Source organism: Breoghania sp. L-A4 (genome assembly GCF_003432385.1).
Classification (GTDB): Bacteria; Pseudomonadota; Alphaproteobacteria; order Rhizobiales; family Stappiaceae; genus Breoghania.
Window position 1 is genome coordinate 3,625,353 of sequence record NZ_CP031841.1, and the last position, 24,432, is coordinate 3,649,784.

General features: G+C 65.3%; 18 protein-coding genes, 1 other RNA gene, 4 pseudogenes and 1 riboswitch. Of the genes and pseudogenes, 6 read left to right on the forward strand and 17 right to left on the reverse strand.

Features of this window, described 5'->3' with window-relative positions:
* Window position 1: 1 nt before the first annotated feature.
* The 15 genes and pseudogenes from rsmH to D1F64_RS16630 all read right to left on the reverse strand — a co-directional run bounded on the left by rsmH (window position 2) and on the right by D1F64_RS16630 (window position 13,831).
* A complete protein-coding gene (rsmH, locus tag D1F64_RS16565) occupies window positions 2-1,027 on the reverse strand; it encodes a 16S rRNA (cytosine(1402)-N(4))-methyltransferase RsmH (protein ID WP_248304489.1) in 1,026 nt (341 codons plus the stop codon).
* A complete protein-coding gene (locus D1F64_RS24735) occupies window positions 1,024-1,512 on the reverse strand; it encodes a division/cell wall cluster transcriptional repressor MraZ (protein WP_248304490.1) in 489 nt (162 codons plus the stop codon). The genes rsmH and D1F64_RS24735 overlap by 4 nt, the downstream gene beginning before the upstream one ends.
* 459 nt (window positions 1,513-1,971) lie before the next feature.
* An RNA gene (gene rnpB / locus D1F64_RS16570) (RNase P RNA component class A) lies at window positions 1,972-2,371 on the reverse strand.
* A 108-nt stretch (window positions 2,372-2,479) separates the two neighbouring features.
* Window positions 2,480-3,058 carry a lytic transglycosylase domain-containing protein gene (locus tag D1F64_RS16575; RefSeq protein ID WP_117413323.1) on the reverse strand — a complete coding sequence of 193 codons (579 nt, stop codon included), beginning with the start codon at window positions 3,056-3,058 and terminating at the stop codon, window positions 2,480-2,482.
* Window positions 3,059-3,404: 346 nt separating this feature from the next.
* Complete coding sequence (locus D1F64_RS16580) at window positions 3,405-4,163, reverse strand: N-acetylmuramoyl-L-alanine amidase (RefSeq protein ID WP_117413324.1); 759 nt, start codon at window positions 4,161-4,163, stop codon at window positions 3,405-3,407.
* Window positions 4,163-4,853: pseudogene (locus tag D1F64_RS16585) on the reverse strand (DnaJ family molecular chaperone). The gene D1F64_RS16580 and the pseudogene D1F64_RS16585 overlap by 1 nt, the downstream one beginning before the upstream one ends.
* An 87-nt stretch (window positions 4,854-4,940) precedes the next feature.
* Window positions 4,941-5,447 carry a hypothetical protein gene (locus D1F64_RS16590; protein WP_248304491.1) on the reverse strand — a complete coding sequence of 169 codons (507 nt, stop codon included), beginning with the start codon at window positions 5,445-5,447 and terminating at the stop codon, window positions 4,941-4,943.
* 163 nt (window positions 5,448-5,610) lie between these two features.
* Complete coding sequence (locus D1F64_RS16595; RefSeq protein ID WP_117413325.1) at window positions 5,611-6,843, reverse strand: agmatinase family protein; 1,233 nt, start codon at window positions 6,841-6,843, stop codon at window positions 5,611-5,613.
* 12 nt (window positions 6,844-6,855) lie between these two features.
* Window positions 6,856-7,635, reverse strand: a complete 780-nt coding sequence (locus D1F64_RS16600) for an ATP-binding cassette domain-containing protein (protein ID WP_117413326.1) — start codon at window positions 7,633-7,635, stop codon at window positions 6,856-6,858.
* Window positions 7,632-8,453 carry an ABC transporter permease gene (locus tag D1F64_RS16605; RefSeq protein WP_117413327.1) on the reverse strand — a complete coding sequence of 274 codons (822 nt, stop codon included), beginning with the start codon at window positions 8,451-8,453 and terminating at the stop codon, window positions 7,632-7,634. Before D1F64_RS16605 ends, D1F64_RS16600 begins: the two co-directional genes overlap by 4 nt.
* A gap of 220 nt (window positions 8,454-8,673) precedes the next feature.
* Window positions 8,674-9,755 (reverse strand): annotated as a pseudogene (locus D1F64_RS16610) (putative urea ABC transporter substrate-binding protein).
* A 104-nt stretch (window positions 9,756-9,859) separates the two neighbouring features.
* Window positions 9,860-9,967: riboswitch (guanidine-I (ykkC/yxkD leader) on the reverse strand.
* 162 nt (window positions 9,968-10,129) lie between these two features.
* Complete coding sequence (locus D1F64_RS16615; protein ID WP_117413328.1) at window positions 10,130-10,663, reverse strand: winged helix DNA-binding protein; 534 nt, start codon at window positions 10,661-10,663, stop codon at window positions 10,130-10,132.
* Window positions 10,664-10,876: 213 nt separating this feature from the next.
* Entirely contained in the window at window positions 10,877-12,181 is a 1,305-nt protein-coding gene (locus tag D1F64_RS16620; protein WP_117414663.1) for a TRAP transporter large permease subunit, read from the reverse strand.
* Window positions 12,181-12,738, reverse strand: a complete 558-nt coding sequence (locus D1F64_RS16625) for a TRAP transporter small permease (RefSeq protein ID WP_117413329.1) — start codon at window positions 12,736-12,738, stop codon at window positions 12,181-12,183. The genes D1F64_RS16620 and D1F64_RS16625 overlap by 1 nt, the downstream gene beginning before the upstream one ends.
* Window positions 12,739-12,838: 100 nt before the next feature.
* Window positions 12,839-13,831 (reverse strand): TRAP transporter substrate-binding protein, encoded by a 993-nt coding sequence (locus tag D1F64_RS16630; protein ID WP_117413330.1) that lies wholly within the window; start codon window positions 13,829-13,831, stop codon window positions 12,839-12,841.
* A 204-nt stretch (window positions 13,832-14,035) separates the two neighbouring features.
* Between D1F64_RS16630 and D1F64_RS16640 the strand changes: the two genes are divergently transcribed.
* The 3 genes and pseudogenes from D1F64_RS16640 (at window position 14,036) to D1F64_RS25510 (ending at window position 20,146) form a co-directional block, all read left to right on the forward strand.
* Window positions 14,036-14,722: an MBL fold metallo-hydrolase gene (locus D1F64_RS16640; protein ID WP_117413332.1), complete on the forward strand. Its 687-nt coding sequence runs from the start codon at window positions 14,036-14,038 to the stop codon at window positions 14,720-14,722.
* A 790-nt stretch (window positions 14,723-15,512) separates the two neighbouring features.
* A pseudogene (locus tag D1F64_RS16645) lies at window positions 15,513-19,108 on the forward strand (hydantoinase B/oxoprolinase family protein).
* A 519-nt stretch (window positions 19,109-19,627) separates the two neighbouring features.
* Window positions 19,628-20,146, forward strand: coding sequence for a BA14K family protein (locus tag D1F64_RS25510; protein ID WP_117414664.1), 519 nt, complete (start codon window positions 19,628-19,630; stop codon window positions 20,144-20,146).
* Window positions 20,147-20,305: 159 nt separating this feature from the next.
* Here the strand turns inward: D1F64_RS25510 and D1F64_RS16655 are convergent, their stop codons facing one another.
* Window positions 20,306-21,442, reverse strand: coding sequence for a hypothetical protein (locus D1F64_RS16655; protein ID WP_205470508.1), 1,137 nt, complete (start codon window positions 21,440-21,442; stop codon window positions 20,306-20,308).
* A 204-nt stretch (window positions 21,443-21,646) separates the two neighbouring features.
* On the opposite strand from D1F64_RS16655, the gene D1F64_RS16660 reads away from it, so the two are divergent.
* The gene (locus tag D1F64_RS16660; RefSeq protein WP_205470509.1) at window positions 21,647-22,162 is read left to right on the forward strand and encodes a MauE/DoxX family redox-associated membrane protein; all 516 of its coding nucleotides are present in this window, start codon (window positions 21,647-21,649) and stop codon (window positions 22,160-22,162) included.
* A gap of 110 nt (window positions 22,163-22,272) precedes the next feature.
* Window positions 22,273-23,571, forward strand: coding sequence for an FAD-binding oxidoreductase (locus D1F64_RS16665; protein WP_117413334.1), 1,299 nt, complete (start codon window positions 22,273-22,275; stop codon window positions 23,569-23,571).
* A 75-nt stretch (window positions 23,572-23,646) separates the two neighbouring features.
* Here the strand turns inward: D1F64_RS16665 and D1F64_RS24745 are convergent, their stop codons facing one another.
* Window positions 23,647-24,012 (reverse strand): hypothetical protein, encoded by a 366-nt coding sequence (locus D1F64_RS24745; protein WP_248304492.1) that lies wholly within the window; start codon window positions 24,010-24,012, stop codon window positions 23,647-23,649.
* Window positions 24,013-24,104: 92 nt separating this feature from the next.
* Between D1F64_RS24745 and D1F64_RS24750 the strand changes: the two are divergent.
* Window positions 24,105-24,155: pseudogene (locus D1F64_RS24750) on the forward strand (BA14K family protein); the annotation flags it as partial.
* Window positions 24,156-24,432 lie beyond the last annotated feature (277 nt).

Below are 24,432 nucleotides of genomic sequence, written 5' to 3' on the forward strand. Positions count from 1 at the left end.
TTTAGCCCCCAAGCGTCTTGAATGCGGGTACCCTGGGAAAGCCCAGGGCGCGGGTATCGAGATTACGCGCGGGCGCGTCAGTGCGCACACCGGCACGCAATTTCGCGGAACGGGCGCGCGGATTGCGCGCGACTTCGGCCTCGCCGGGATCCACCGCGCCTTTCACCCCGTAGGAAAAGGTGGCGGGCGGGACATCGGCCTCGGGCAAGTGGCGAGAGCCGCCGGCGATCGTGCGGCAGCGATCGGCGAGGAAACGCTTGACGATGCGATCCTCCAGCGAATGGAACGACACCACGACGAGCCGGCCGCCCGCGCGCAGGGCGCGTTCGGCGGCCGCAAGGGCCGAGACCACCTCGCCCAGTTCGTCATTGACGTAGATGCGCAGGCCCTGAAACGTCTTGGTGGCCGGATGGATGGCCTTGCCGGGCTTGCGGCCGATGGTCTTCTCCACCAGATCCGCGAGCTGCGAGGTGCGCGTGAATGGCGTCTCCTCACGCGCCGCGACGATGGCGCGGGAAATGGAGCCGGCGCGCTTTTCCTCGCCCAGCACGCCGATGACGCGGGCGAGATCGCGGCCGTCCATGGTGTTGACGACATCCGCGGCGCTCACGCCCGCCTGCTCCATGCGCATGTCGAGCGGCCCGTCCTGGCGGAAGGAGAAGCCGCGCTCGGCCTCGTCCACCTGCATCGAGGAGATGCCGAGATCAAGAACCACGCCGTCCACGGCGTCAAAGCCACACGCCGCGGCATGCTGGTCGAGCTGCCCGAAGCGGCCTTGCACCAGATGCAGCCGCCCGCCGGATTCCGCGACCAGCGCCTGTCCGTCGCGAATGGCGTTGGGATCGCGATCCACCGCGATCACCTCGGCGCCCGTCGCCAGGATCGCGCGGGTGTATCCGCCCGCGCCGAACGTGCCATCGACGATGACCTCGCCGGGCCGGGCCGCGAGCGCATCGAGAACCTCGTCGAGAAGAACAGGCACGTGCCGCGCGGCATCAGTAACGGGATCTGATTGCGTGGCGCTCATTGAACCACCCCCGGCGCGGCATCGCCGCCAGCCTGAGCCGCGGAGGGCTGCGGGGCGGCGAGCACCGCCAGAGCGCGCTTCATGGCTTCCGCCCGGTGCGCCTTGAACCGCTCCGGCTCCCAGATCTGGAACTTGAAGCCCTGACCCACGAAGGTCACCTGATCGTTGATACCGGCATGCTCGCGGATCGCCTGCGACAGCACTACACGGCCGTCTCCATCGATCTTCAGAATTTCGGAAATGCCGAACAGCGCCGTGGAGACGGAATCGTGGTCCGCCGTAAGCGTGGAGTAGCCATCGAGCCGCTTCTGGATTTCGGCGATCAGGTCGTTGCCGCCCGCGTCCACCGCTTCCAGATGCGGCGAGGGAAAGCAATACAGGCCGTCGAACCCGTCGCGCACCAGCGCCGCGCGGAACGTCGCGGGAACGGAAACACGTCCCTTCGCGTCCAGCCGGTTGGTGAAATGCGACACGAAGCCGGCCATTGCGATCCTTGCTCATTGCGCCTTGCGGCCGGGCCGCTGCAGCCCTGTTGCGCGTTGCGTTCAGCCCCATCCCATCCCACCGGAGCCCGATGGCGCTGCAGGACAGCCGGGAACCCGCGGAAGTCCGCACAAATCGCCCGCTTTTCAGCGAAACATCGGATCCTGAAACAGCACGAGCGGGATCATGTTGTGGGTTATTTTGGGATATCATGGGACCATATGGGCGTCAATGGAAACTCATGGATTCTGACCGTACATTCCCTCGCCCCAAGGCCATTAAAAACCGGTTAGGCTTAACGCCTCGTTGCCATGGCTCCGCCCCGCCGAATACGGGCGGAAACAAATCATCAAGGTTAGCAAACCGTTAACGCCGCGCGCCGGGCGGGCGTCATGGGCACGCGCCCGCGCAGCACCCGATGCGGGGCGCGATGGACGCATGACTTTTGAAAACGGAGGAAAAATGCCAGCCGGCCTGTAAGCCGGGTTCTGTAGAACGGGGCAAGCCCCGCCTGACGGCCATTCATCTGGGACGCCCGTTGCCGGACGCCTCACGCAACCAACCCGGGCGGCTGGTCTGAAAACGGACCGGGTTTCCCCGCGCCGCCCCTATTCGGTTTTGCTCCCGGTGGGGTTTACCGTGCCATGCCCGTTGCCGGGCACGCGGTGGGCTCTTACCCCACCCTTTCACCCTTACCCCGCCTACAGGCTCGAGGCCTGCATCCGGGGCGGTTTGCTTTCTGTGGCACTTTCCCTAGGGTTTCCCCGCCGGGCGTTACCCGGCACCGTGTCTTCATGGAGCCCGGACTTTCCTCCCCGGCGACCTTTCGGTGCTTGCCGGAGCGGCCGTCCAGCCGGCTGACAAATGTGGAGTATGCATCGCGGTGTCGCAGGTCAAGCCCCGTGACACCCGCAACAAAAAAACCCGTCCCGGTTGCACCGGAACGGGTTTGTCAGGAACCGCGAAGCCTCAGCCGAGGATGCGCATCACCTTTGAGCAATAGCGCTTGCTGATGGGGTTCATCCGGCGGGCATAATGGCCGGCGTTGTAGCGCAGGATGGTGCCGCAGACATCGCCGCCGGCAAGGCGGTGCGCCTCGGCCAGATAGCGCATGCCCCACTCGAGATTCACCTGCGGCTGGTACAAAGCCTTGGTGCCGCCGCGATAGCCCATGCCCCGCGCGGTCGCGGGCTTGATCTGCATCAGGCCGACCTCGCCGGCGCCGCCGCGCACACCGGGATTGTAGTTGCTCTCAACCGTCACGACGGCATTGGCCAGCGCCGTCGGCACGCCATGCTTCTTGGCGATCTGCATCACGAGAACGGAAAGCTTCTTGCGGCGCGCGTTGACCGGCTTTTCCTTCTTGGCAACGGCCTGCTCCGCGCCCGAAGCATCGCCGGTGCGCGCGATATGGGCACGCAGCACGGCCAGCGGACTGGTCGCATCGTTGTGAACGAGGGAAGCCGCCTGGCTGGTGGTCAGGCCGGCGAATACGGGGGTGGCGAGGAAAAGCGCGCACGCAAGGAGAACTTGGAAACTACGGAACATCGGTCCGCCTTCTATCTGCTGATGGGAGGCGGCGGTATGGAGGGCGGAGGGACCAAAATTGGCCCGGTTCCATCACAAAATATTACAAGAAATTCAGACAATTATACCTATTTTTGCACTGCACACTTGCATTATGCGGCAATGCAGCAACTCAAAGTTGTCCAAATGGTCAAGAATAAGGCGCGACCGTGACCAGAAGGCGGCCTCAAACCGGCGCCAAGGCGACGCTCATGGGCACCCCTGGAAAGTTGTCCACAGGCTCAGGGCCCAATTGTGTGAAAAAACATCGAATTTGAGACAAATGCGAGCGACCGGAGGCCGAATTCATCGCCCGCAGGTGGGATCGTCAGCCCTCGGCCGGCCCGGATGTCAGCAGCCTGTGCAAGGTGGCGATGGTCGAGGCGTCGGCAACGCCATCCACGCGGGCGGGCCGGAAGTGACGCTGGAAGGCTTCCACGACGTCGCGGGTGCGGGCGTCGAAGACGCCGGTCACCGGAAGCTCGTAGCCGTAGATCGCCAGCATGGATTGCAGCGCCTCGATCGGCTGGCCCCGCTCGCCTTCCTGAAAGTAGCGTCCGCCGGTGACCGGCTCCGGCGCGACCCAGCGCCCGACGCCGGCAGCGGCCAGCCGGTCCCAGGGGAACTTTTCGCCCGGATCCATCTTGCGGCCCGGCGCCACATCGGAATGCCCCAGAACGCGCGCATCGGGAATGCCGTGCCGTGCGGCGATGTCACGGGCCAGCGCGATCACCGCCTCGACCTGTGCGGGCGGATAGTCGGCATAGCCGTGCTCATGGCCGGGATTGACGATCTCGATGCCGATGGAGCACGAATTGATGTCGCGCTCGCCGCCCCAGGCGGATGCGCCCGCGTGCCATGCCCGGCGCGCCTCCGGCACGAGCTGCGTGATGATGCCGCCTTCATCGACCACATAGTGGCACGACACCTCGGACGCGGGATGGCACAGCCGCGCGATCGCCTCCTCGGCGGTCTTCATGCCCGTGTAGTGGAGCACGATCATGTCGACCGCGGCGCCCGCGCGGCGTTCCCCGTGGTTGGAGGATGGCCGCACGATGGCCTTCACGGTGCAATCGCTGGCGACCATCAGAGACCCCGTTCCAGACGGACCTGGGCCCACGCTTCATTGAGCGCCGCCAGCTTGTCGTTGGCGATCTTCACGAATTCCTCCGGCACCCCGCGCGCGATCAGCTGATCGGGATGGGTCTGGCGCACCTGATCGCGATAGCGCTTGCGCACCGCCTCGTCAGCAGCATCGCGCTCGATCCCGAGCACCACATAGGGATCCGGCCCACCACCGCGTGGCGGGCGAGGATCTGGTTGAAGCAGCGCTCCTCGATTCCGAAGATGCCGGCGACCCGTTCGAGAAATCCAAGCTCGGAGTCATGCAGGATGCCGTCCGCCTTGGCGATATGGAACAGCCCGTCGAGAATGTCCTGGCGGGTTTCCGGCTCCTCGGCGAAGAGTTCGCGAATGCGTTGCGCATAGCTTTCGAAGCCGGCGACGTCCTGCTTGGCCAGATCGAACAGCCGCGCCACATTGCGTTCCTCGCCCTGGGGATGGCGAAGAGCTCGCGAAACGCGATCACCTCATCGGTGGTCACGACCCCGTCCGCCTTGGCCATCTTCGCCGAGAGCGCGATCATCGACACGGTGAAGGCGACGGCCTTGCGCTGCTCGGCGGAGACGCCGATGAAGCCCGCAAGGCGATCGAAAAGCTGCACGCCGCCCGCGCCGATGGCGGAGACGACGGAGCCGATGGTGGTCCAGATGCTCATGGCCGGGACTTTAGATGAGTCACGGTGAGGATCGAACAGAAAATCCGCAAGCGCGGCGGCTGCACGGTGTCGCAACCGCCGCAGCCCCTACCCGTCGATTTTCGGCAAGAGATCCAGCAGATCCACGTCCGTCCGTTCGGTCGTCGACACATAGACAAACCGCATCGTCGTGCGTTCCTTCACCATGGAACCGGGATAGGGCATGTAGACGAGTTCCTTCGAGCCGAACCCCGGTGAAGCGGTGGCGACCTGGAAGGCGGCGGCGATTTCCACATCCACCAGCCGCATGGTCAGCCCGTCCGAGCCGAGGCGGTCGAAGGGGATATGCGCCAGCCGCAGGTAGCTGGTCTTGTCGTCCGCCTTGCGAAAGCCGTCGATGAAGCTTTCCGACAGGGTCTGCAGCTCCTCGATCCGCGCCGCCCGGCTGTTGCCGTGGAAGTGCGAGTGCAGGTGATCGGCATCGGCGGAATTGTGGCCGTGGGGATGCGGGTGGTCATGCGCGTGATCGTGCGGATGGGCATGATCGTGCGAGTGGCCGTGGTCGTGGTGATGGTCGTGGTGGTGACCCATGAAACATTCCTCGATTGTCTTCACTGCACCTCTCCCATGGGAGAGGTCGGCGCGAAAGCGCCGGGTGAGGGGTTTGGATCGCGCCGGATCGCGATACCGGGCCCCTCACCCCAACCCTCTCCCCGGGAGAGGGGGCGGATGCGGTTGACCCGCTTGAAGGCGGCTACCCCAGACGCAGGTCTTCCCCCTACACGTCCGGGCCGGCCGGGATTTCGACCGGCTTGTCGATGATGTGCTTGTGCGAGCCCATCTTGCCATGGGAAACCAGCGTGCCGAGCACATCGACGATGACGCGGGTGGCGAGCAGCGCGGTGATGTCGGAACAATCGTAGGGCGGCGAGACCTCGACGACCTCCAGCCCGCAGATGCCTTCCTTGGCGACGAGACCCACCAGCTCCAGCGCCTCGCGCGGCAGGAAGCCGCCCGGCTCCGGCCAGCCGGTGCCCGGCACGAAGCCGCAGTCGACGCTGTCGATGTCAAACGAGATGTAGACCGCGTCCGCGTCCTTCCAGGCGAGCTCCAAGGCGCGGGCGGCGGTTTCCGCCAGACCCAGTTCCTCCACGTCGCGCATGGTGAAGATGTTGGTGTTGCGCTCGCGCGCCACCTGAACGCCCTCGCGCGGCACCTGCCAGCCGCCGATGCCCACCTGCACCAGATTGACCGCCGGCACATTGGCGAGATCCGTGGCGTGGAACCACGGCGTGGTGTGCATGCGCTCGTCGAGATCCTTTTCCTGGATGTCGATGTGGCGGTCGAAATGCACGATGCCGATGCGCTTGGAGGTGCATTGGGCGATGCCGCGCACGCAGGGAAAGCCGATGGAATGATCGCCGCCGATCATGATCGGCAACGCGCCCGAGGACACCACATGGGAGACCGCACGGGTGATCTGGTCAAACGTCTTTTCGATGTTGGCGGGAATCGTGAACACGTCGCCGACGTCGCACAGGGTCATCTGTTCCCTGAGATCGACGCCCATCTCGTAGTTGTAGGGCGTATACAGCGCCGAGATCTTGCGCACGCCCTGCGGGCCGAAGCGGGTGCCGGGGCGATACGTCGTGCCGCCGTCGAACGGAATGCCCATGACGGCCGCATCATAGGCGCCGACCTTGGTGACGTCCTCGATATAGGGCGCCTTGAGGAAGGTGTTGATGCCGGCGTAATGCGGCAGCTCGCCGCGCGCGAACGTCGGGATCGATTTGTCGTTGATGCTGTCGGAGCCTGTCAGCCCCATGCGCAGCGCCCAGGCCTTCTCCTTCTCCCAGGCGGCCGAAGGAAGCAGCGCTTCCTTTTCGGCCGCCTTCCAGCCGCGCATCGACAGCTTGTCGAAATCGGGGTGGTGGCGGCGGGCGCGGGCCGGCAGGCCTTCGCTCAGTTGCGTGCGGTCCTGAAGTCGGGTGGAACGGGACGTGTGCCGCATTGATCGTGTTCCTTATGCAGGCGGGTCTATGTCGGAAGGATCTGGATCGCCGGAGGCCTCAAGCGGCGTCTTTCCGGTGCTGAGTTCCAGGTCGTAGGTCACCGTCGCGCCATAGGCGGACGGGTGATCGGGGTCGTGGCGGATCTTGTCGAAGACGAGCAGCCGCGTGCCGAGCTTGAAGGCCTCGGTGATGTCGTGGGTGACCATGAAGACGGTCATGGACGTCTCGCGCCAGATCCGCATCAGGATCTCGTGCATATCGGTGCGGATGCCGGGATCGAGCGCGCCAAAGGGCTCGTCGAGCAGCAGCACCTTGGGCTTCTTCAAGAGCGCCTGGGCGATGGCAAGGCGCTGCTGCATGCCACCTGAGAGTTGCGCGGGATAGCGGTCGCGCGCCTCATGCAGGCCGATGCCGTGCAGCGTCTCGGCGACCTCCTCGCGGGCGCGGCGGCGGGCTGCGCCAAACAGCCGGCCGATGCGGCCCGAGGCGTTGAGTTCGCCCGGCAGGATCAGGTTCTCCTCGACGCTGAGATGCGGGAACACCGAGTATTTCTGGAACACGATGCCGCGGTCGGTCGAGGGTTCGGGAGCGATCGGCTCGCCGTCGATGCGGATGGTGCCCGAGGTCGGCCGCTCCTGTGACAGCAGCAGCCGCAGGAACGACGACTTGCCGCAACCCGAGGCGCCGACGATGGTGCAGAATTCGCCCGAGTCCACCTCGAGCGACAGACGCTCGAGGATCGGCGTATCGCCGTAGCGCAGGTGGAGACTGTCGACGCGGACTTGGCTCACAGCTCACCTCCGCTCAAATGCGCCCAGGCGAACAATCGGCGCGAGACGCCGCGCAGGGCCTGATCGAGGAGGAAGGCAAGACAGGTGATCCAGGCGACGTAGGGAAGGATGATGTCCATCGCCAGATAGCGCCGCACGAGGAAGATGCGGTAACCCAGCCCGCCGGTGGCGGCGATGGCCTCCGCGGAGATCAGAAAGATCCAGGCGGGACCGAGCGCCAGCCGCGTGGCGGTGATCAGTTTCGGGACCACCTGCGGCAGCACCACGCGCACGATCATCTGCCAGGTGGAGGCGCCGAGCGTCTGGGCCTTGACGATCTGCTCGGTGGGGATTTCGCCCACCGCCTGCGCCATCGAGCGCGTCATCACCGGCATGATGCCGATGATGATCAGCGCGACCTTGGCGAGTTCGCCGAGCCCGAAGACGATGAACAGGATCGGCAGCACCGCCAGCGGCGGGATCAGCGAGATCGCCGCGACCACCGGCGCCAGTCCCGCGCGCACCTTCGGGATGAAGCCGATGGCGATGCCCACGCACAGCGCCAGAAGCGCGGAAATCGCCACGCCCAACCCCAGCCGGACGAGACTGTCGGCCGTGTCCGCCCACAGCAGATAGTCGCCCGAGCGCTTTTCGGGTGAAAACGCCATGCGCACGAAAGCATCGGACATGGCGCCGAGCGAGGGCAGCAGCTTGTCGGCCGGGTTTTCCGCCCGGCGGATGTGGCTGGCCACCGCGTAGACCGCGATCAGCGCCACGAACGGAATGGCGCCGAGCAGGAAGCGGCCCCGCCGGCTGACGGTCTGGTTGATCAGGCGCATGCGCTCTTCCTGCGGCGGCTTCCGCCAGTCGCGCCTCGCTACGTTGCTTTTCGCGGAGGAGGCGTTGGTTGCGACGTCTGCGTCCCCTCTCCCAGGGGAGAGGGTTAGGGTGAGGGGTTTCGAGGGCGGCGGGTCACCGAGATTTCCCCGCCGCTCACCCGGACCTGCGGTCCGACCTCTCCCCATGGGAGAGGTAGTCCAGGTGGGCGTCCCGAACCCTTCAAAGTTCTCCCTGGGCCGCCATCGCCATGTAGGCGGGGTCGAAGCGCAGCTTCACGTTCGCCTTGTCGCCGAGCACCTCGCCGTCGGGGAACTCGATGCCGACGAAATCGACGCTGGGCGCGGCCTCGCCGAGGATGCCGTGGTCGAACAGGAAGTTGCGCACATAGTCCATGGTCTTGATGAGATCGGGACTGCCGTTGAAGGCCACGGCGTCGGCGGGCTCGTAGAACATCTCGGTGGTTGCGAGCTGGGCGTCATAGCCCGCGAGATCCGTGCCCGAGGCGGTGGCCATCGCCGTGCGCGCCTCGATGGCCGCGTCGTCCTCGCCCGACATGATGCTCATCGCCTCATACCAGGCGCCAACCAGCGCCTTGCCGAACGCCGGATTGTCGGTGAGCGTTTCGGTGTTGACCATCATGATGTCGATAATCTCGCCGGGGATGCCGGCGGAATCAAACACCTTGGTGGAAGCCGGCATGGCGAGGATTTCCGACAGCAGCGGGTTCCAGGTCACAACCGCGGTCACGTCATCGGTGGCGTAGGCCGCCACCATGTCGGCGTCCGACGTGTTGACGACGGTGAGGTCCTTCTCGGACAGCCCAACGCTGTCAAGCGCGCGCGCCAGCAGATAGTGCGAGACGGAGAGTTCCACCAGATTGACGCTCTCACCCTTGATGTCGGCAAGCGTGTCCTTGCCCTTGAGCACGATGCCGTCGTTGCCGTTGGAGAAGTCGCCGATAATCAGAGCCGTGGTGTCGATGCCCCGCCCGCCGGGATCGACAGCGCGTCCATGTTGGTCATCGAGCAGCCGTCGTATTCGCCGGCCGTGTACTGGTTGATGGATTCCACATAGTCGTTGATCTGCACCACATCGACCGTGATGCCGTATTTGTCGGCCCATTTCTTCATGAGGCCGGAATCCTGGATGTAGCCCCAGGGCATCCAGCCGACGTAGATCGACCAGCAGACCTTGAACTCGGTCTTGACCTCGGCCGACGCCGGCGCCGGCAGCATCACTGCCGCAGCAGCAAGACCGCAAACCGCGGCCGTGGTTTTGAGAAACTTCGAAAACAATCGCATGACACCCTCGCACATGATCCGGACGGGGAAAGCCCCGTCCTCGGTCCGTCGAGGTCCGCCGCGCGCATCCGGAAGGAGGTTTGCGCCGGCAAACCTGTGCAGTGACCTCCCGGGATTTTGGCCCGCCGTGTCTCCGGGGCTGTTCCCCCGGAGTGCGTCTCTCGGACCAGACGCCGGTCAGAAGACCGGCCGGAACCCTAGACGCGCTGCACAGGCCAACAGTCGCAAGGGCCGTGCCAAACGGCCGGATGCCCGCGTTTTCGCCAAGAAGACGCCTTGCAGGCCGCTACAAAAACCCGGCGGCCATGAATTGTGCGCAGAGCGCGTCTAAAAAATATGCAAAATATCGAGATGCACAGGGGTTAGGCAGCGCCTCACATGGCGGCCGCCGAGCGGGCCGCCTGATCATAGTGGCCGGAAACCGAGCGCAGCACGGCGGCGAGGCGCGACAGTTCCGTCTCGTCCAGCCCCAGCGTGCGCACCGGCTCGACCAACAGCGCCTCGCGGATGCGGCGGTACTCCATGCAAGCCGCCTCGCCGGATTCGGTGATCGTCGCGGTCTTTTCCTTGCCGCGCTTGCCGGTGGCGATCAGCCCGCCGTTCTCGAGTTTCCTCAGTGCGTATGTGACGGTGTGGGTGTCCTCGATGTTGAGAACCAAGCAGATGTCGGCCAGGGTCTTGGGGCGGCCGCGGTGGTTGACGGAATGCAGCACCAGCACATCGAGAGGCCCGAGCCCCTCGACACCGGCCGCCGTCATGCAGCGGACCATCCAGCGGTGATAGGCGTTGACCATCATGGTCACGGCGAACTCGACCTCCGACAGCGCCGGCAGCGCTCCGGACGCCAGATGCGCGGAGGAGACCACCGGCCCGATGCCGGTCGATTTCGGTGCGTCGTTCGATGACATGATGGTTCCTCCTCAACCAGAGCGCAGCCCAAACTGCCTCAACGCGCGTTCAACAATAAATGTCATCCCGGCCGGAGCGAATGCGGAGAGCCGGGACCCAGTAGCCATTGACCTCACGGTCTGGTCACATCGCTGGCGGCGTCGTTTACTGGCTCCCGGGTCTCGCGATGCTCGCCCGGGATGACATTTGCCCAAACGCCCACCCGTCTTGCCTCAATGCGACATCATCGTCTGCGGCAGCCAGAGCGCCAGGCCGGGAACCGCGACGATCAGCGCGACCGCGACGATCATCAGCAGGAAGAACGGCAGCGCCATGCGCGCCACCGTGAAGATGTTGCGCCCCGTCATGCCCTGCAGCACGAACAGGTTGAAGCCGACCGGCGGCGTGATCTGGCTCATCTCGACGACCAGCACCAGGTAGATGCCGAACCAGATCAGGTCGAGACCCGCCTGCTCGACCATCGGCAGGATCACCGAGGTGGTCAGCACCACGACGGAAATGCCGTCGAGAAAGCAGCCCAGCACGATGAAGAACAGCGTCAGGGCCGCGAGCAGTTCGATCGGGCTGAGGCCGAGCGAGCCGATCCAGCCGGCCAGCTCGCGCGGGATCCCGGTAAAACCCATGGCGACCGTCATGAAGGCGGCGCCGGCGAGAATGAAGGCGATCATGCAGGAGGTCCGGGTCGCGCCCATCAAGGCATCGATGAAATTCGGCCGGGTCAGCGTGCCGGACGACCACGACAGCGCCAGTGACAGCACCACGCCGATGGCGGCGGCTTCCGTCGGCGAGGCAAGCCCCGCGTAGATCGAGCCGATGACGCCGGCGATCAGACCGATGACAGGAAACAGCCGGCGGGTCGCCTTGATCCGCTCGATGAACGGCACCGGCGGTTCCTTCTCGGGCATCTTCGACGGGTTCAGCAGCGCCCAGATGACGACATAGCCCATGAACAGCGCGCACAGCATGGCGCCGGGCAGAACGCCGGCGATGAACAGCCGGGCGATCGACTGCTCGGTGGCCGCGCCATAGACGATGAGAATGATCGACGGCGGGATCAGCAGGCCGAGCGTGCCGGAACCTGCCAGCGTGCCGATCGCCATGCGCTCGTCGTAGCCGCGCCGGACCAGCTCGGGCAGCGACATCTTGCCGATGGTCGCGGTGGTGGCGGCGGACGAGCCTGAGACGGCGGCGAAGATGCCGCAGCCCAAAATATTCACGTGCAGCAGCCTGCCCGGCAGGTTGCGCATCCATGGCGCCAGCCCCGCGAACATGTCCTCCGACAGCTTCGAGCGGAACAGGATTTCGCCCATCCAGATGAACATCGGCAGCGCGGTCAGGTCCCAGGAATTCGACGCGCCCCAGACAGTGGTGGCGAGGACGGCGCCGGTGGGGGCCGAGACGAGAAGCACCATGGCGGCGAGCGCGACGCCGAACAGGGCCACCGCGACCCAAAGTCCGGTGGCGAGCGCGGCCAGCATGCCCAGGCCGAGAAACAGGGCGACAAGCGACAGATCCATCATTCGGTTCCTTCGATGGAACGGTCGGCTTCCGCCAGCACGTAGCTTGGTTCGCGCCCGCTCAGCGCCACAACGAGATCGTCGATCAGCGAGACGGCGAAGACGATGATGCCCAGCGTCATCACCGTTTGCGGAATAAACAGCGGCACCGGCACGATGCCGAAGGAGACTTCGTTGTAGAAGTAGCTGTCGTAGCTCAGCCACGCGGCGTGCCAGGCGAAATAGCAGATCAGGGCGGACGCTGCGGCCAGCACCCAGACTTCCAGCATGCGGCCGACGCTTCGCGGTACGTGCTGCAGCAGGATGGACACCCGGATGTGGGCAGCGTGCCGCAGCGTCGAGGCCAGCGCCAGGAATGAGGCTCCGACCAGCAGAAAGCCGGCGATCTCGGCGAGCGAGGGGACCAGAAGCCCGAGCGGATCGAGCCCGATGAGCCCCCGGGCGCCGTCGATCAGCCGGCAGCCCACCTGGGCGACGACCAGCAAGGCAATGGAAACGAGGCAAGCGGCGGCCAGTCCGGCGGCCGCGCGGTAGAGCCCGTCAAGAGCTGCGCGCATGGCAAGGGTCCGATCAGCGGCGAAGGTCCGGGATGCGGGTCCGCCGGAGACGGACCCGGGACGAGAAAGGGCCGGTCACACGACCGGCCCCTCGTTTTCGTTACTGCTTGGAGTAGGCCTCGACAACGGCCTTGCCGTCGTCGCCCGCGCTGGCTTCCCATTCGGAAACCATCGTCGCGCCGATGCCCTTGAGGGCTTCCTGAAGCTCGGCGGAGGGCTCCAGCACCTTGATGCCGTTATCCGCAAGCACCTTGGTCTTCTCGGCGGTCTCGGTCTTGGACGCTTCCCAGCCGCGCGTCTCGGCGGTGGCGGCGGCTTCCAGGATGGCGGCCTTCTCGGCGTCGGCCAGACCATCGAAGGCGGCCTTGTTGACGAACACCATGTTCTTCGGCAGCCAGGCCTGCGTGTCGTAATAATGGGTCAGGAAATCCCAGGCCTTGGAATTTGCGCCGGTGGACGGCGAGGTGATCATCGCCTCGACGCGGCCGGTGGAGAAGGCGGTCGGCAGATCCGGCACTTCCACCTGGGTCGGCACGGCGTCGGCCAGTTGGGCCAGACGCTCGGTGGCGGCGTTGTAGGCGCGGAATTTGAGGCCCTTCAGGTCATCGATCGTGTTGATTTCCTTCTTGGTGTAGATGCCCTGCGGCGGCCACGGCACCGTGAACAGGAGCTGCAGGCCCTGTGCTTCGAGCTTCTGCTCCAGAAGCGGCTTGGACGCCTGGTAGAGTTTCCAGGCGGCGTCGTAGGAATTGGCCATGAAGGGCACCGAGTCGACGCCGAAGACCGGGTCCTCGTTCGACAGGCGCGAGACCAGCACCTCGCCGATGGGCGCCAGGCCCTTGCGCACGGCGTTCTTGATTTCCGGGTGCTTGAACAGCGAGCCGGCCGAATGGATCTGGATGGTCAGCGAACCGCCGGTCTTCTCGGAGATGTCCTTGGCGAATTCGGCGATGTTCATCGTGTGGAAGTTGCTGTCGCCGTACGGCGTCGGCATGTCCCACTTTGTTTCGGCGGAGGCGGAGGCGATACCGGCAAGACCGATGGCAGCGGCGGCGGCGAGCCGGACGGCGGAAATGCGACGTGAATGCAGCATGATATTCTCCTCTTGGAAGCGGGACTTTGATCCTCGTTTCAGCACCGCGAACGGCGTAACCTTGCTGGACAAGATCCGTCGGAGCGCATGGTACGCGTTTCAGGCTAGTCCGGGCAGAAACAAACATCAACAATTTATCGACAAAATGTCGCTATGCGCCCAAAACCCGAGCACCATACTCAATAACAGGCAGGACTCCGACCAATGAGCGTGCAATACGACGTGCTGGTGCCAGGCTCGAGCCTGGCGTTTGAGGGTGGCTTCTTCGGCATATCGTCGATCGTCCTGGTCACGGTGGGTGACACAAAGGCGCTGTTCGATTGCGGCCACGGGGTCACGCGGCGGCTTCTGCTCACCGCCTTGAAACAGCGCGGGCTTGAGCCCGACGACATCGATCTGCTGGTCTTCTCGCACGGCCATTTCGATCACGTGCTGAACATGGATCTGTTTCCCGGCGCGCCGATCCTGATGAGCCGCGACGAGCGCGACTATATCGAAAGCCCCTTCCCCGACGATCCCGCCACGCCGCGCTACCTGCCGCAGCTGCTCGATCCGCGCGACGTGCAGCTGATCGACGGCGAGGCGGAAATCCTGCCCGGCGTGACGCTATTCCCCACTCCCGGCCACGCGCCCGGGCATGTGGCGCTGGAACTTGCGGCGGACGAAGGCCCGGTGGTGCTGGCGGCGGACGCGCTAAAGACGGTGCGCGAGGCGTCCACCGGCATTCCGGACATGGAGATCGACCCGCTCAAGCGCGGCGCGGCCTCCATTCAGGAATGCCTGCGCCGCGGCCGCACGATCGTGCCCGGCCACTTCCCCACCATCCACCGCGCCGACGACGGCAAGCTGTCGTGGACGGGGATTCAGGAGATGCCGCTGCTGATCAGGTGAGAGTGGCCACCCCCAGACCTTCGCCCCACGCTGGATGTCATCGAGGGTGGAGCTGGCATTGGCGCAAAGGCGGTGGGGCCTGTGGCTACTGGATCTCCGCCTTCGCGGTGATGACACGAAGTATATGGCCGGACTTGCCTCGGCATGCGTCGTTGCTGCCCAGCCCTCCACCGTCACCCCGGACGCAATGCGACATGCAATGCCGCTTTGCAGGTCCGGGCGCAGGGTTCGGGTCCCGGGTCTGCGGAGCATCGTTTCACGCCGCACCGCGCCCGGGATGACATCGAGGCTGATATACACGGTGTTGGCGTCGATGATCGCGGCACCGCTCCGGGTCGAAGCTGCGCTAGCGCGCCGGGGACAGGGCGTCGGCTGAGGACAGCAGAGTGGATCCCCGGTCCAGCCGGGGATGACACCGAATGTGGGGCCGGCGTCGGATTGGTCGCGCACATACCTCTCCACGCCGTCATCCCGCACATGATGCGGGATCCATTCCGCGATGCCGCCCCGCGGGGACGGTGTCGAGAGTCGTCACACGCATCGCAGAAAACCGCGACCATCACCCGTGCCGGGGGATCACGGAATGGATCCCGGGCCTGCGGAGCAGCACTCTCGTGCTGCGCCGCGCCCGGGATGACATCGGGGGTTTTGCCGACCGCCAGAAGGCCCTGGTGCTTAATCTTCCCTTCCCCCTTCCCGCCCAGCCGCCACACCTCCTCATTGACAATTTATCGACAAATTGTCAGCATCACGAAAATTCCTTCCGGCACCAGACACTCGGGACAGGCACATGACGGCGAAATGGGACTTCTGGATCGACCGCGGCGGCACGTTCACCGACATCGTGGCGCGTGACCCTGAGGGCGAGATTCGCGCCCACAAGGTGCTGTCCGAAAACCCGGAAGCCTATCGCGACGCCGCCATCCAGGGCATCCGCGAGCTGATGGGCGTGACCCCCGGCGAGCGCGTGCCGGCGGAAAAAATCTCGGCTGTGAAGATGGGCACGACGGTGGCCACCAACGCGCTGCTGGAGCGCAAGGGCGACCGCACGCTTTTGCTGATCACCAAGGGGTTTCGCGACGCGCTGGAGATCGGCTACCAGGACCGGCCGGACATTTTCGCCAAGGAAATCATCAAGCCGGAATTGCTCTATGAGCGCGTGTCCGAGATCGACGAGCGCGTGCGCGCCGACGGCACGGTGGAACGCGCACCGGATCTGGAGGCTGCGCGCGCCGCGCTTCAGGCCGCGTTTGACGACGGCATCCGCTCCGCGGCCATCGTCCTGATGCACGCCTACGCCTATCCCGAGCATGAAAAGCAGATCGCGGCGCTTGCCCGCGAGGTCGGCTTCCCGCAGATCTCCGTCAGCCACGAGGTCTCGCCGCTGATGAAGCTGGTGGGCCGCGGCGACACGACGGTCGTCGACGCCTATCTGTCGCCGATCCTGCGCCGCTATGTGGAGCAGGTGGCCGAGGAACTGCAGATCGAGGGCACCGGCTGCCGGCTGATGTTCATGCAATCCTCGGGCGGGCTGACGGCGGCCGAGCTGTTCCAGGGCAAGGACGCCATCCTGTCGGGTCCCGCCGGCGGCGTCGTCGGCGCGGTCGAGACCTCGAAGATGGCGGGTTTCGGCAAGATCATCGGCTTCGACATGGGCGGCACCTCAACCGACGTCTCGCATTTCAACGGGGAATACGAGCGCGCTTTCGAGACGGAAGTCGCCGGCGTTCGCATGCGCGCGCCGATGATGATGATCCACACGGTGGCCGCCGGCGGCGGCTCGATCCTGCATTACCGCGACGGCCGCTTCCAGGTCGGCCCCGACAGCGCCGGCGCCAACCCCGGCCCGGCGTGCTACCGCCGCGGCGGGCCGCTCGCCGTGACCGACGCCAACGTGATGACCGGCAAGCTGGCGCCGGAGTTCTTCCCGAGGATTTTCGGCCCCAACCAGGACGAAAGCCTGGATGTCGAGGCGGTGAAGTCCGCCTTCGCCGCGATGGCGGAGAAGATCGGCGACGGCAAGACCCCGGAAGAGGTCGCAGACGGCTTCCTGAAGATCGCCGTCGAGAACATGGCCAACGCCATCAAGAAGATCTCGGTGCAGCGCGGCTACGACGTCACCGAATACGCGTTGACGTGCTTTGGCGGCGCGGGCGGGCAAAGCGCCTGCATGGTGGCCGACAGCCTCGGCATGACCACCGTCATCGTGCATCCGCTGTCCGGCATTCTCTCGGCCTACGGCATGGGGCTCGCCGACGTCCGCTCCACGCGCCAGCAGGCGGTGGTCAAGCGGCTGGATGAGGCGCTGCTGCCCGATCTCGACGCGCTCAAGGCCGAGCTCGCCGCCATCACCGAAGCGGAACTCGACGGCCAGGGCATCACGGCGGACAAACGCGAGACGCTGGCGCGCGCGCATCTGCGCTACGAGGGCACGGACACGCCCATGCCGGTGACGCTCGGCGCAATCGCCGCGATGCTCGGGGAATTCGAAGCCGCGCACAAGGCGCAGTTCGGATTCGTCTACGAGAACAAGCCGATCGTCGTGGAAGCGCTGGAAGTGGAGACCATCGGCGGCGGCGCGGGGCTGGACGAGCCCGACCGCGACGTCACGGACGCCAAGGCGGAGGCCACGGCGCGCACCCGCTTCTACGCCGCCGGCGGCTGGCACGAGGCCGGGATCTTCAAACGCGACACCCTCACCCCGGGCATGACGGTCACCGGCCCCGCGCTGATCATGGAGCCGCATGCGACCATCGTCGTCGAGCCGGGCTGGCAGGCCGCGGTCACACCCAAGGACCATGTAGTGCTCAAGCGGATCGTGGCGCTCAGGCGCAACGCGGCGCTGGGCACCGAGGCCGATCCGGTCATGCTGGAGGTGTTCAACAACCTGTTCATGTCGATCGCCGAGCAGATGGGGGTGACGCTGCAGAACACCGCCTATTCGGTCAACATCAAGGAGCGGCTCGACTTCTCCTGCGCCGTCTTCGACGCCGACGGCACGCTGGTCGCCAACGCGCCGCACATGCCGGTGCATCTAGGCTCCATGGACCGCTCGGTGGAAACCGTCATCAAGCTCAACGAGGGCAGGATCCGCCCCGGCGACGTCTTCGCGCTCAACGCGCCGTATAACGGCGGCACCCACCTGCCCGACATCACCGTCGTCTCGCCGGTCTTCGACGATGACGGCGACAAGATCCTGTTCTGGGCGGCCTCGCGCGGCCACCACGCCGACGTCGGCGGCACGGCGCCGGGCTCCATGACCCCGCGCGCCACCACGGTGGACGAGGAAGGCGTGCTGATCGACAACTTCCTTCTGGTCGACAAGGGCCATTTCCGCGAAGCGGAGACCCACGCGCTGCTGACCGACCACAAGTATCCCTGCCGCAACCCGGTCCAGAACATCGCCGATCTGAAGGCGCAGATCGCCGCCAACGAAAAGGGCGTGCAGGAACTGCGCAAGATGGTCAGCCACTTCGGCCTCGACGTGGTGCAGGCCTACATGGGCCACGTGCAGGACAACGCGGCGGAAAGCGTGCGCCGGGTCATCGACGCGCTGCACGACAGCACGTTCTCGATCACCACCGACCAGGGCGCGACGATCGCGGTCAAGATCACGGTCGACAAGGACAAGCGCGAGGCCACCGTCGATTTCACCGGCACCTCGGGCCAGCAGCCGTCCAACTTCAATGCGCCGGAACCGGTGACCCGCGCCGCTGTGCTCTACTGCTTCCGCGTCATGGTAGACGGCGACATCCCGATGAACGCCGGCTGTCTCAGGCCGATCAACATCGTCATCCCCGACGACTGCATGCTGCGGCCGCATTATCCTGCGGCCGTCGTCGCCGGCAATGTCGAGACCTCGCAGCACGTCACCAACGTGCTGTTCGGCGCGCTGAAGGCCATGGCGGCGTCGGAAGGCACGATGAACAATCTCACCTTCGGCAACGACACCTACCAGTACTACGAGACCATCTGCTCCGGCTCGCCCGCCGGCCCCGGCTTCAACGGCACCGACGGCGTCCATGTGCACATGACGAACTCGCGCCTGACCGATCCGGAGGTGCTGGAATTCCGCTTCCCCGTGCTGCTGGAGGATTTCCACATCCGCGAAAACTCGGGCGGCAAGGGCAAGTGGCACGCCGGCAACGGCACCAGGCGCACGCTGCGCTTTCTCGAGGAAATGGACTGCGCCATCCTCGCCTCCCACCGCACGGTCCGTCCGCACGGGCTGGAAGGCGGCGAGCCGGGCGAACTCGGCCAGACGCTGGTGCGGCGCCAGAACGGCGAGATCGAGGAGTTGCGCGGCTGCGACCAGACGATCCTGAAACCCGGCGAGGCGGTGATCGTCATCACCCGACCGGCGGCGGTTTCGGCAAGGCGAACTGAGAGGCGCAATTGGAGGGCGGCGAACGCGGCGCTCTCCGATGCCGGCGATCGAACGCCTGAAGAGGCGGGCGCAGTCGTTTCGTCTCATGCATCGTCTTTGTTGGCTTGCGGGAACGATGACGGCACCCAATATGTTTGGAGAGCGCCGCTGTCCTTCAGACGAGGGGCAGCGACGCCCGGGATCGCGGCGATCCGGGCGCATTCTTATTTCTGAACGCCGGGTGAACACCCGTCTCAGATCCGGTTCAGCCGCATCGCGCCATTGTGTTCCCTGACGCTCAAACCCGAGGGCATCGGAGTTCTCCATGTTCGCTTTCATGAAGACCGCAGTTGCCCTCTCCGCGCTCGCCGTCGTCGCCATGCCCGGTGCCACCACAGCGACCGCCAATGCCCGGTGGCGTCACAAATGTCGGCGCGGATGGAACAGATAACGCTCCGGAACGTTATGAATCATATGCCTTGGATAGATGCCGTCATCGCTAAGCAGATCATGCCAGCCGACGACGGGTGCTGCGGCGCATGCCGATACCCTCAATCCTGGAATGCGGGAGCAATGAAGATGTTCAATCATGCTGGCAAGATGACCCGGATTTTTTCGCTTGTCCTGGCGACGTCTCTGTTCGGAGCCGGGGCCGCCCCCAGGCCTTCGCGCAGAACGGCCTCAGCCCTTACGCCGAAGGCCCGTCCGGACAATGGAACGAGGAAAAGCAGGGTCCGCGCCCGAAAAACAGCTATTCGAATAGCAACCGGCGTCACAACAACAATTACAACAACAATTACCGCAACCGTGATTACCGCTACCGTCACAACAATCACCGCAATCGCCACCGGAACAACAACGCCGGCGCCGCCATCCTGGGCGGAATCCTCGGCCTGGGCGCCGGCCTTGCGATCGGCAATTCCGCACCTCGTTCAACGGGCCGATACCCGGCCTGGAGCCGGGGCTGGTATCGCGATTGCGATCGCCGCTATCGCAGCTTCAACCCGCGCACCGGCTACTACATGGGCTACGACGGCCGTCGTCACTTCTGCCGCTAACGCATAGCCGATAGCGCAACAGCCGATATGGCGAGAGACGGAGATCGTCATCACCCCCGACCGGCGGCGGTTTCGGCAAGGCCGAGTAGCGCGCAGCGGAACGATAGCCGGGAATGCCGCCTTCGGGCGGCATTCTGCTTTGGCGGGCGCCGCCGGCGCCTAACCGCCGCCGTCCCCCTCCTCCGCACGCCGGCCGAAGGTCATCGACACCGGCTTGTGGTCGCTGGTCTCGGCATATTTGGGCCGGGTTCCGTTGACCGCGTGATGCACTTCGTGCTCGACGAGCCCGCCGCCGCGGAGCGCCTGGAATTCGAAGTGCTCAACCGCCGGATTGTTGGTGAAGGTCTGGCTGAACAGGATGTGATCGAGCAGAATCATCGGGTTGCGCCCGGGATCGAGCACATCGCGAAAGAAGACGCTCCATCGCTCGCCCTGCGGCGCATCGAAGAGCGCATGGTTCAGAAAACGCTGCGCGAAAAACACCTCGCCCTGCAGCGTTCCGATCAGATCGTGGTAGAGAAAGCGGCGCTCGATCCGCTCCTTGCCGGGCCCGTCGTTGAGATCGCCGCAGACAATGATCGGGGCACTCGTGTCCGTCTTGAAGCGGTGATCGATATAATGCCGGACATCCGCGCATTCGGTCGTGATCTTGGTGCGCGCCTTGACGATTTCCGCGACGAGCTCCCGATTTTCGTCAAAGAACGTCTTGTCGGACGCGTCGCCGACGGGCCGCACCTTGGTGAACTTGCTCTTCAGGTGGCAGCCGATGATTTCCAAGAGGTGGCCATCGATCTCAACGATCAGCACCTGCGGATGCCGGTAGTGGAAATGCTGCTGACCAATCTCGAATTCCAGCCGGTCCTCCACCAATGACGGATAGGAAACCGGCCACTTGCCGTTGTCGTAGTCGACGCTGGTCTCGGAATCAGCCTCCACCGCGTCGCGCCACTGGTCAATGTGCAGCAGCCTTGCCGAAATCGGCCGGTTCCGCCTGATGAGGAACCAGATCCATTGCGCGCCGCGGATGTCGTAGTCGCGCCAATTCTCGCTCCCTCGCACGACCACATCGTATTCGGCGGCCACCAGCGCAAAGAAGTCGCGCGCCCGCTGCTCTCCCTTTGGCCCTTCGCTCACGAGCAGAATGTCAGGCGCCAGCAGCGCGATCTCTTCGCGAATCGCGTCGCGCCGCGCCTCCGCCTTGCGCCTGCTGTCCGGGCTGGAGCTCGACAGGGCGCTCAGCAGCTTGTCCGCGTGCTCGATGTTCCAGCTTGTGAGCTTGAAGCTTTCCATGGCCATGATGGGCCTCCTCGGTCTGAAAATGTCTGTTCAGGCAATCGGGAGCGGCCGGAAATGAAATAATCCGGCCTCGTCGATGCTCCGTGACCTTCATTGTAAAGCAATTTGCCGCTCACCGCATGACAGGAACGCATGAAACCATACGTCCGCCGCCGCGTTGACCAGGAGCAACACGCACTATGGCAACGAATGGAGGACGAAACCATGAGCGACAGCATTCATGTTCGCGAGGAAGGCCGGGGCACGGCCCTGTCAGACTACTGGCCGCTGATCAGCCTGGTCGGCGTCGCCGGGCTCGCCGCCTTCGCAATCGGCGCCGGCTTCGGCGACCTCGCCATGCGCCCGGTGATGCATGCCTATATGGGCATGTTCCTGATCATCTTCGCGCTTCTGAAACTCTTCGACCTGGAAGGCTTCAAGGACGGCTTCCACATGTACGACCTGCTGGCGAAGAAGGCCGAGCCCTATGGCTACGTCTATCCCTTCATCGAACTGGCGCTGGGCCTCGCCTTCCTCGCATTCTTCATGCCGACGGCCACCTATATCATCACCATCGCCGTCTTCGCCTTCGGCGCGGCCGGCGTCTTCAAGGCGCTGCAGGAGGGCGTGGACATCGAGTGTCCGTGCATGGGCAACATCCTCTCGGTGCCGCTGTCGACCGTGACGCTGACAGAGGACATCGCGATGATCGTCATGGCGGCCGTGCTGCTGGCGACGTGACGTGCGAAGACGGTTGAAAACCGGTAAATGCCGCGCGGGGCTCTGGCGGATGCGAAAAAAGTGCGAGAGCATGAGAGTGCTGTTCGCCCGCCCTCCCCGGATCCCGCCCCATGTCGCCTCCCGTCTCGCCCGTCGTCTCGACCGAAGCGCTCCCAGCCTCCGCCGATGTGGTCGTCATCGGCGGCGGGATCATCGGCGTGTCCGCCGCCTGGCACCTGGCGCGGGCCGGCGTCTCGGTGGCGCTGTGCGAGAAGGGCGTGATCGCCGGCGAGCAGTCTAGCCGCAACTGGGGCTACTGCCGCCAGCAGGGTCGTGATCCGGGAGAAATCCCGCTGATCATCGAGAGCATGCGCCAGTGGCGCGAGATGCACCAGGCGCTGGGCGAGGACGTCGGCTTCCGTCAGACGGGCGTGCACTATGCGGCCGCCAACGAGGCCGGCATGAAACGCTTTGAAGACTTCATGCCGCATGCCCGCGCCCATGGTCTCGACACGCGGCTGCTCAGCGCGTCCGAGATCAACGCCGCGCTGCCAAGCCCCACGCGCACCTGGGCGGGCGGGCTGATCACCCCGTCTGACGGACGCGCGGAGCCCGCGCTCGCCGCCCCCGCGATCGCCCGCGCGGCCATGCGTGCGGGCGCGTCAGTGCTCACCGGATGCGCGGTGCGCGGACTGGAGCGCACGGGCGGCAAAATCTCCGCCGTGGTCACGGAAAGAGGCAGCATCCGCACCTCCGCGGTGCTGCTGTCCGGCGGCGCATGGTCGTCGCTGTTCGCCCGCTCGCTGGGCGTGCGCCTACCGCAGCTCACCGTGCGCTCGACGGTGATGCGCACGCATGGCGGACCGGAGCTGACGGAGGGCGGGCTGTGGACCCCGAAATTCGCCATCCGTAAGCGGCTCGACGGTGGTTACACCATCGCCCATGGCGGCATGTCGACAGCGGATATCACGCTGGACAGTTTTCGTTTCTTCACCGACTTCCTGCCGATCCTCAAGGACGAGTGGAAGACCATCCGCCTGCGCATCGGCCGAAAATTCCTCGACAGCCTCAGTCAGCGCGGGCACTGGGCACTGGATGAGCCCACCGCGTTCGAGGCCATGCGTGTTCTTGATCCCACGCCCCATGCCTCAACGCTTGCCTGGGCATGGAACGATCTGGTGAAGAGCTATCCCGCATTCGCCGGTGTCCGGATCGCGGAGCGCTGGGCGGGGTACATCGACACCACGCCGGACGCGGTGCCGGTGATCGACGAGGCTGCCGGCGTTCCGGGCTTTTTCATTGCCTCCGGTTTTTCCGGCCACGGTTTCGGCATTGGTCCAGGTGCGGGACGGCTCGCCGCCGAACTTATCAGGAGCGAGACGCCGTGCGTGGACCCCGCCCCATTCAGGCTGCGAAGACTGGCCCGTTAACGCCTGCAAATGGCGGTCCTGCGAACCTGAACGCCAGCTGAACGGCGCTCTCAGAATGGGTTCAGTGCGGATGCGTCATTGTGCTTTCCAACGACACAGCCCCACCGGGTCAGACTGGAGAGCCACAATGTTCACCGCCATGAAGAAGACCGCCGCTTCCGCAACCGCCATCGCGATCATCGCCATGGTCGGCGTCACATCCGCCCCGCCTTTGCCGGCCCGAATGACGGCCGCTACTGGCGCCAGGGACAGCAGATCGACCGCGACGGCGGCCGCGACTGGCAGCGCGACGGCCGCTGGGCCGAGCGGCGCCGCGATCACCGCCGCGACCATCACCGCGACAACCGCCGCCGCGACAACACCAATGCGGCCATCGTCGGCGGGTTGATCGGTCTCGGCGCGGCGATCGTCATCGGCTCCGCGCTGTCCAACCAGTCGCATGCCCGTCCCGCGTATCGCCCCGCAGCCCACCCGCGCCCTGGAGCAACGACTGGTACGCCTATTGCGGCTCCAAGTACCGCAGCTTCAATCCGCGCACCGGCTACTTCCAGAGCTACTCCGGCGACTACGTCTTCTGCCGCTAACCGGCCCCGAACGCTGCCCGCCCCAAGGCCCTGTACGGGCCGCCCCAGGCGGGCAGCCCGACCGGACCCGATGACCTCGCGGCCGACCAAGGGGTATGCTGGAGAGAACTCCCGGCCGGAGGCTTGGCCACGGAAACCGGATACGCAATACTGCCGAGAGAGTCACAATTACACCCTATCGGCCTGCTATCCGACACCATGAACTGCTTTCAGGCCCGATCGGCGTGAACTCGAGACGACGGCGGCCCGAATACCGGAAAAGCGAAATCCCGTTTCG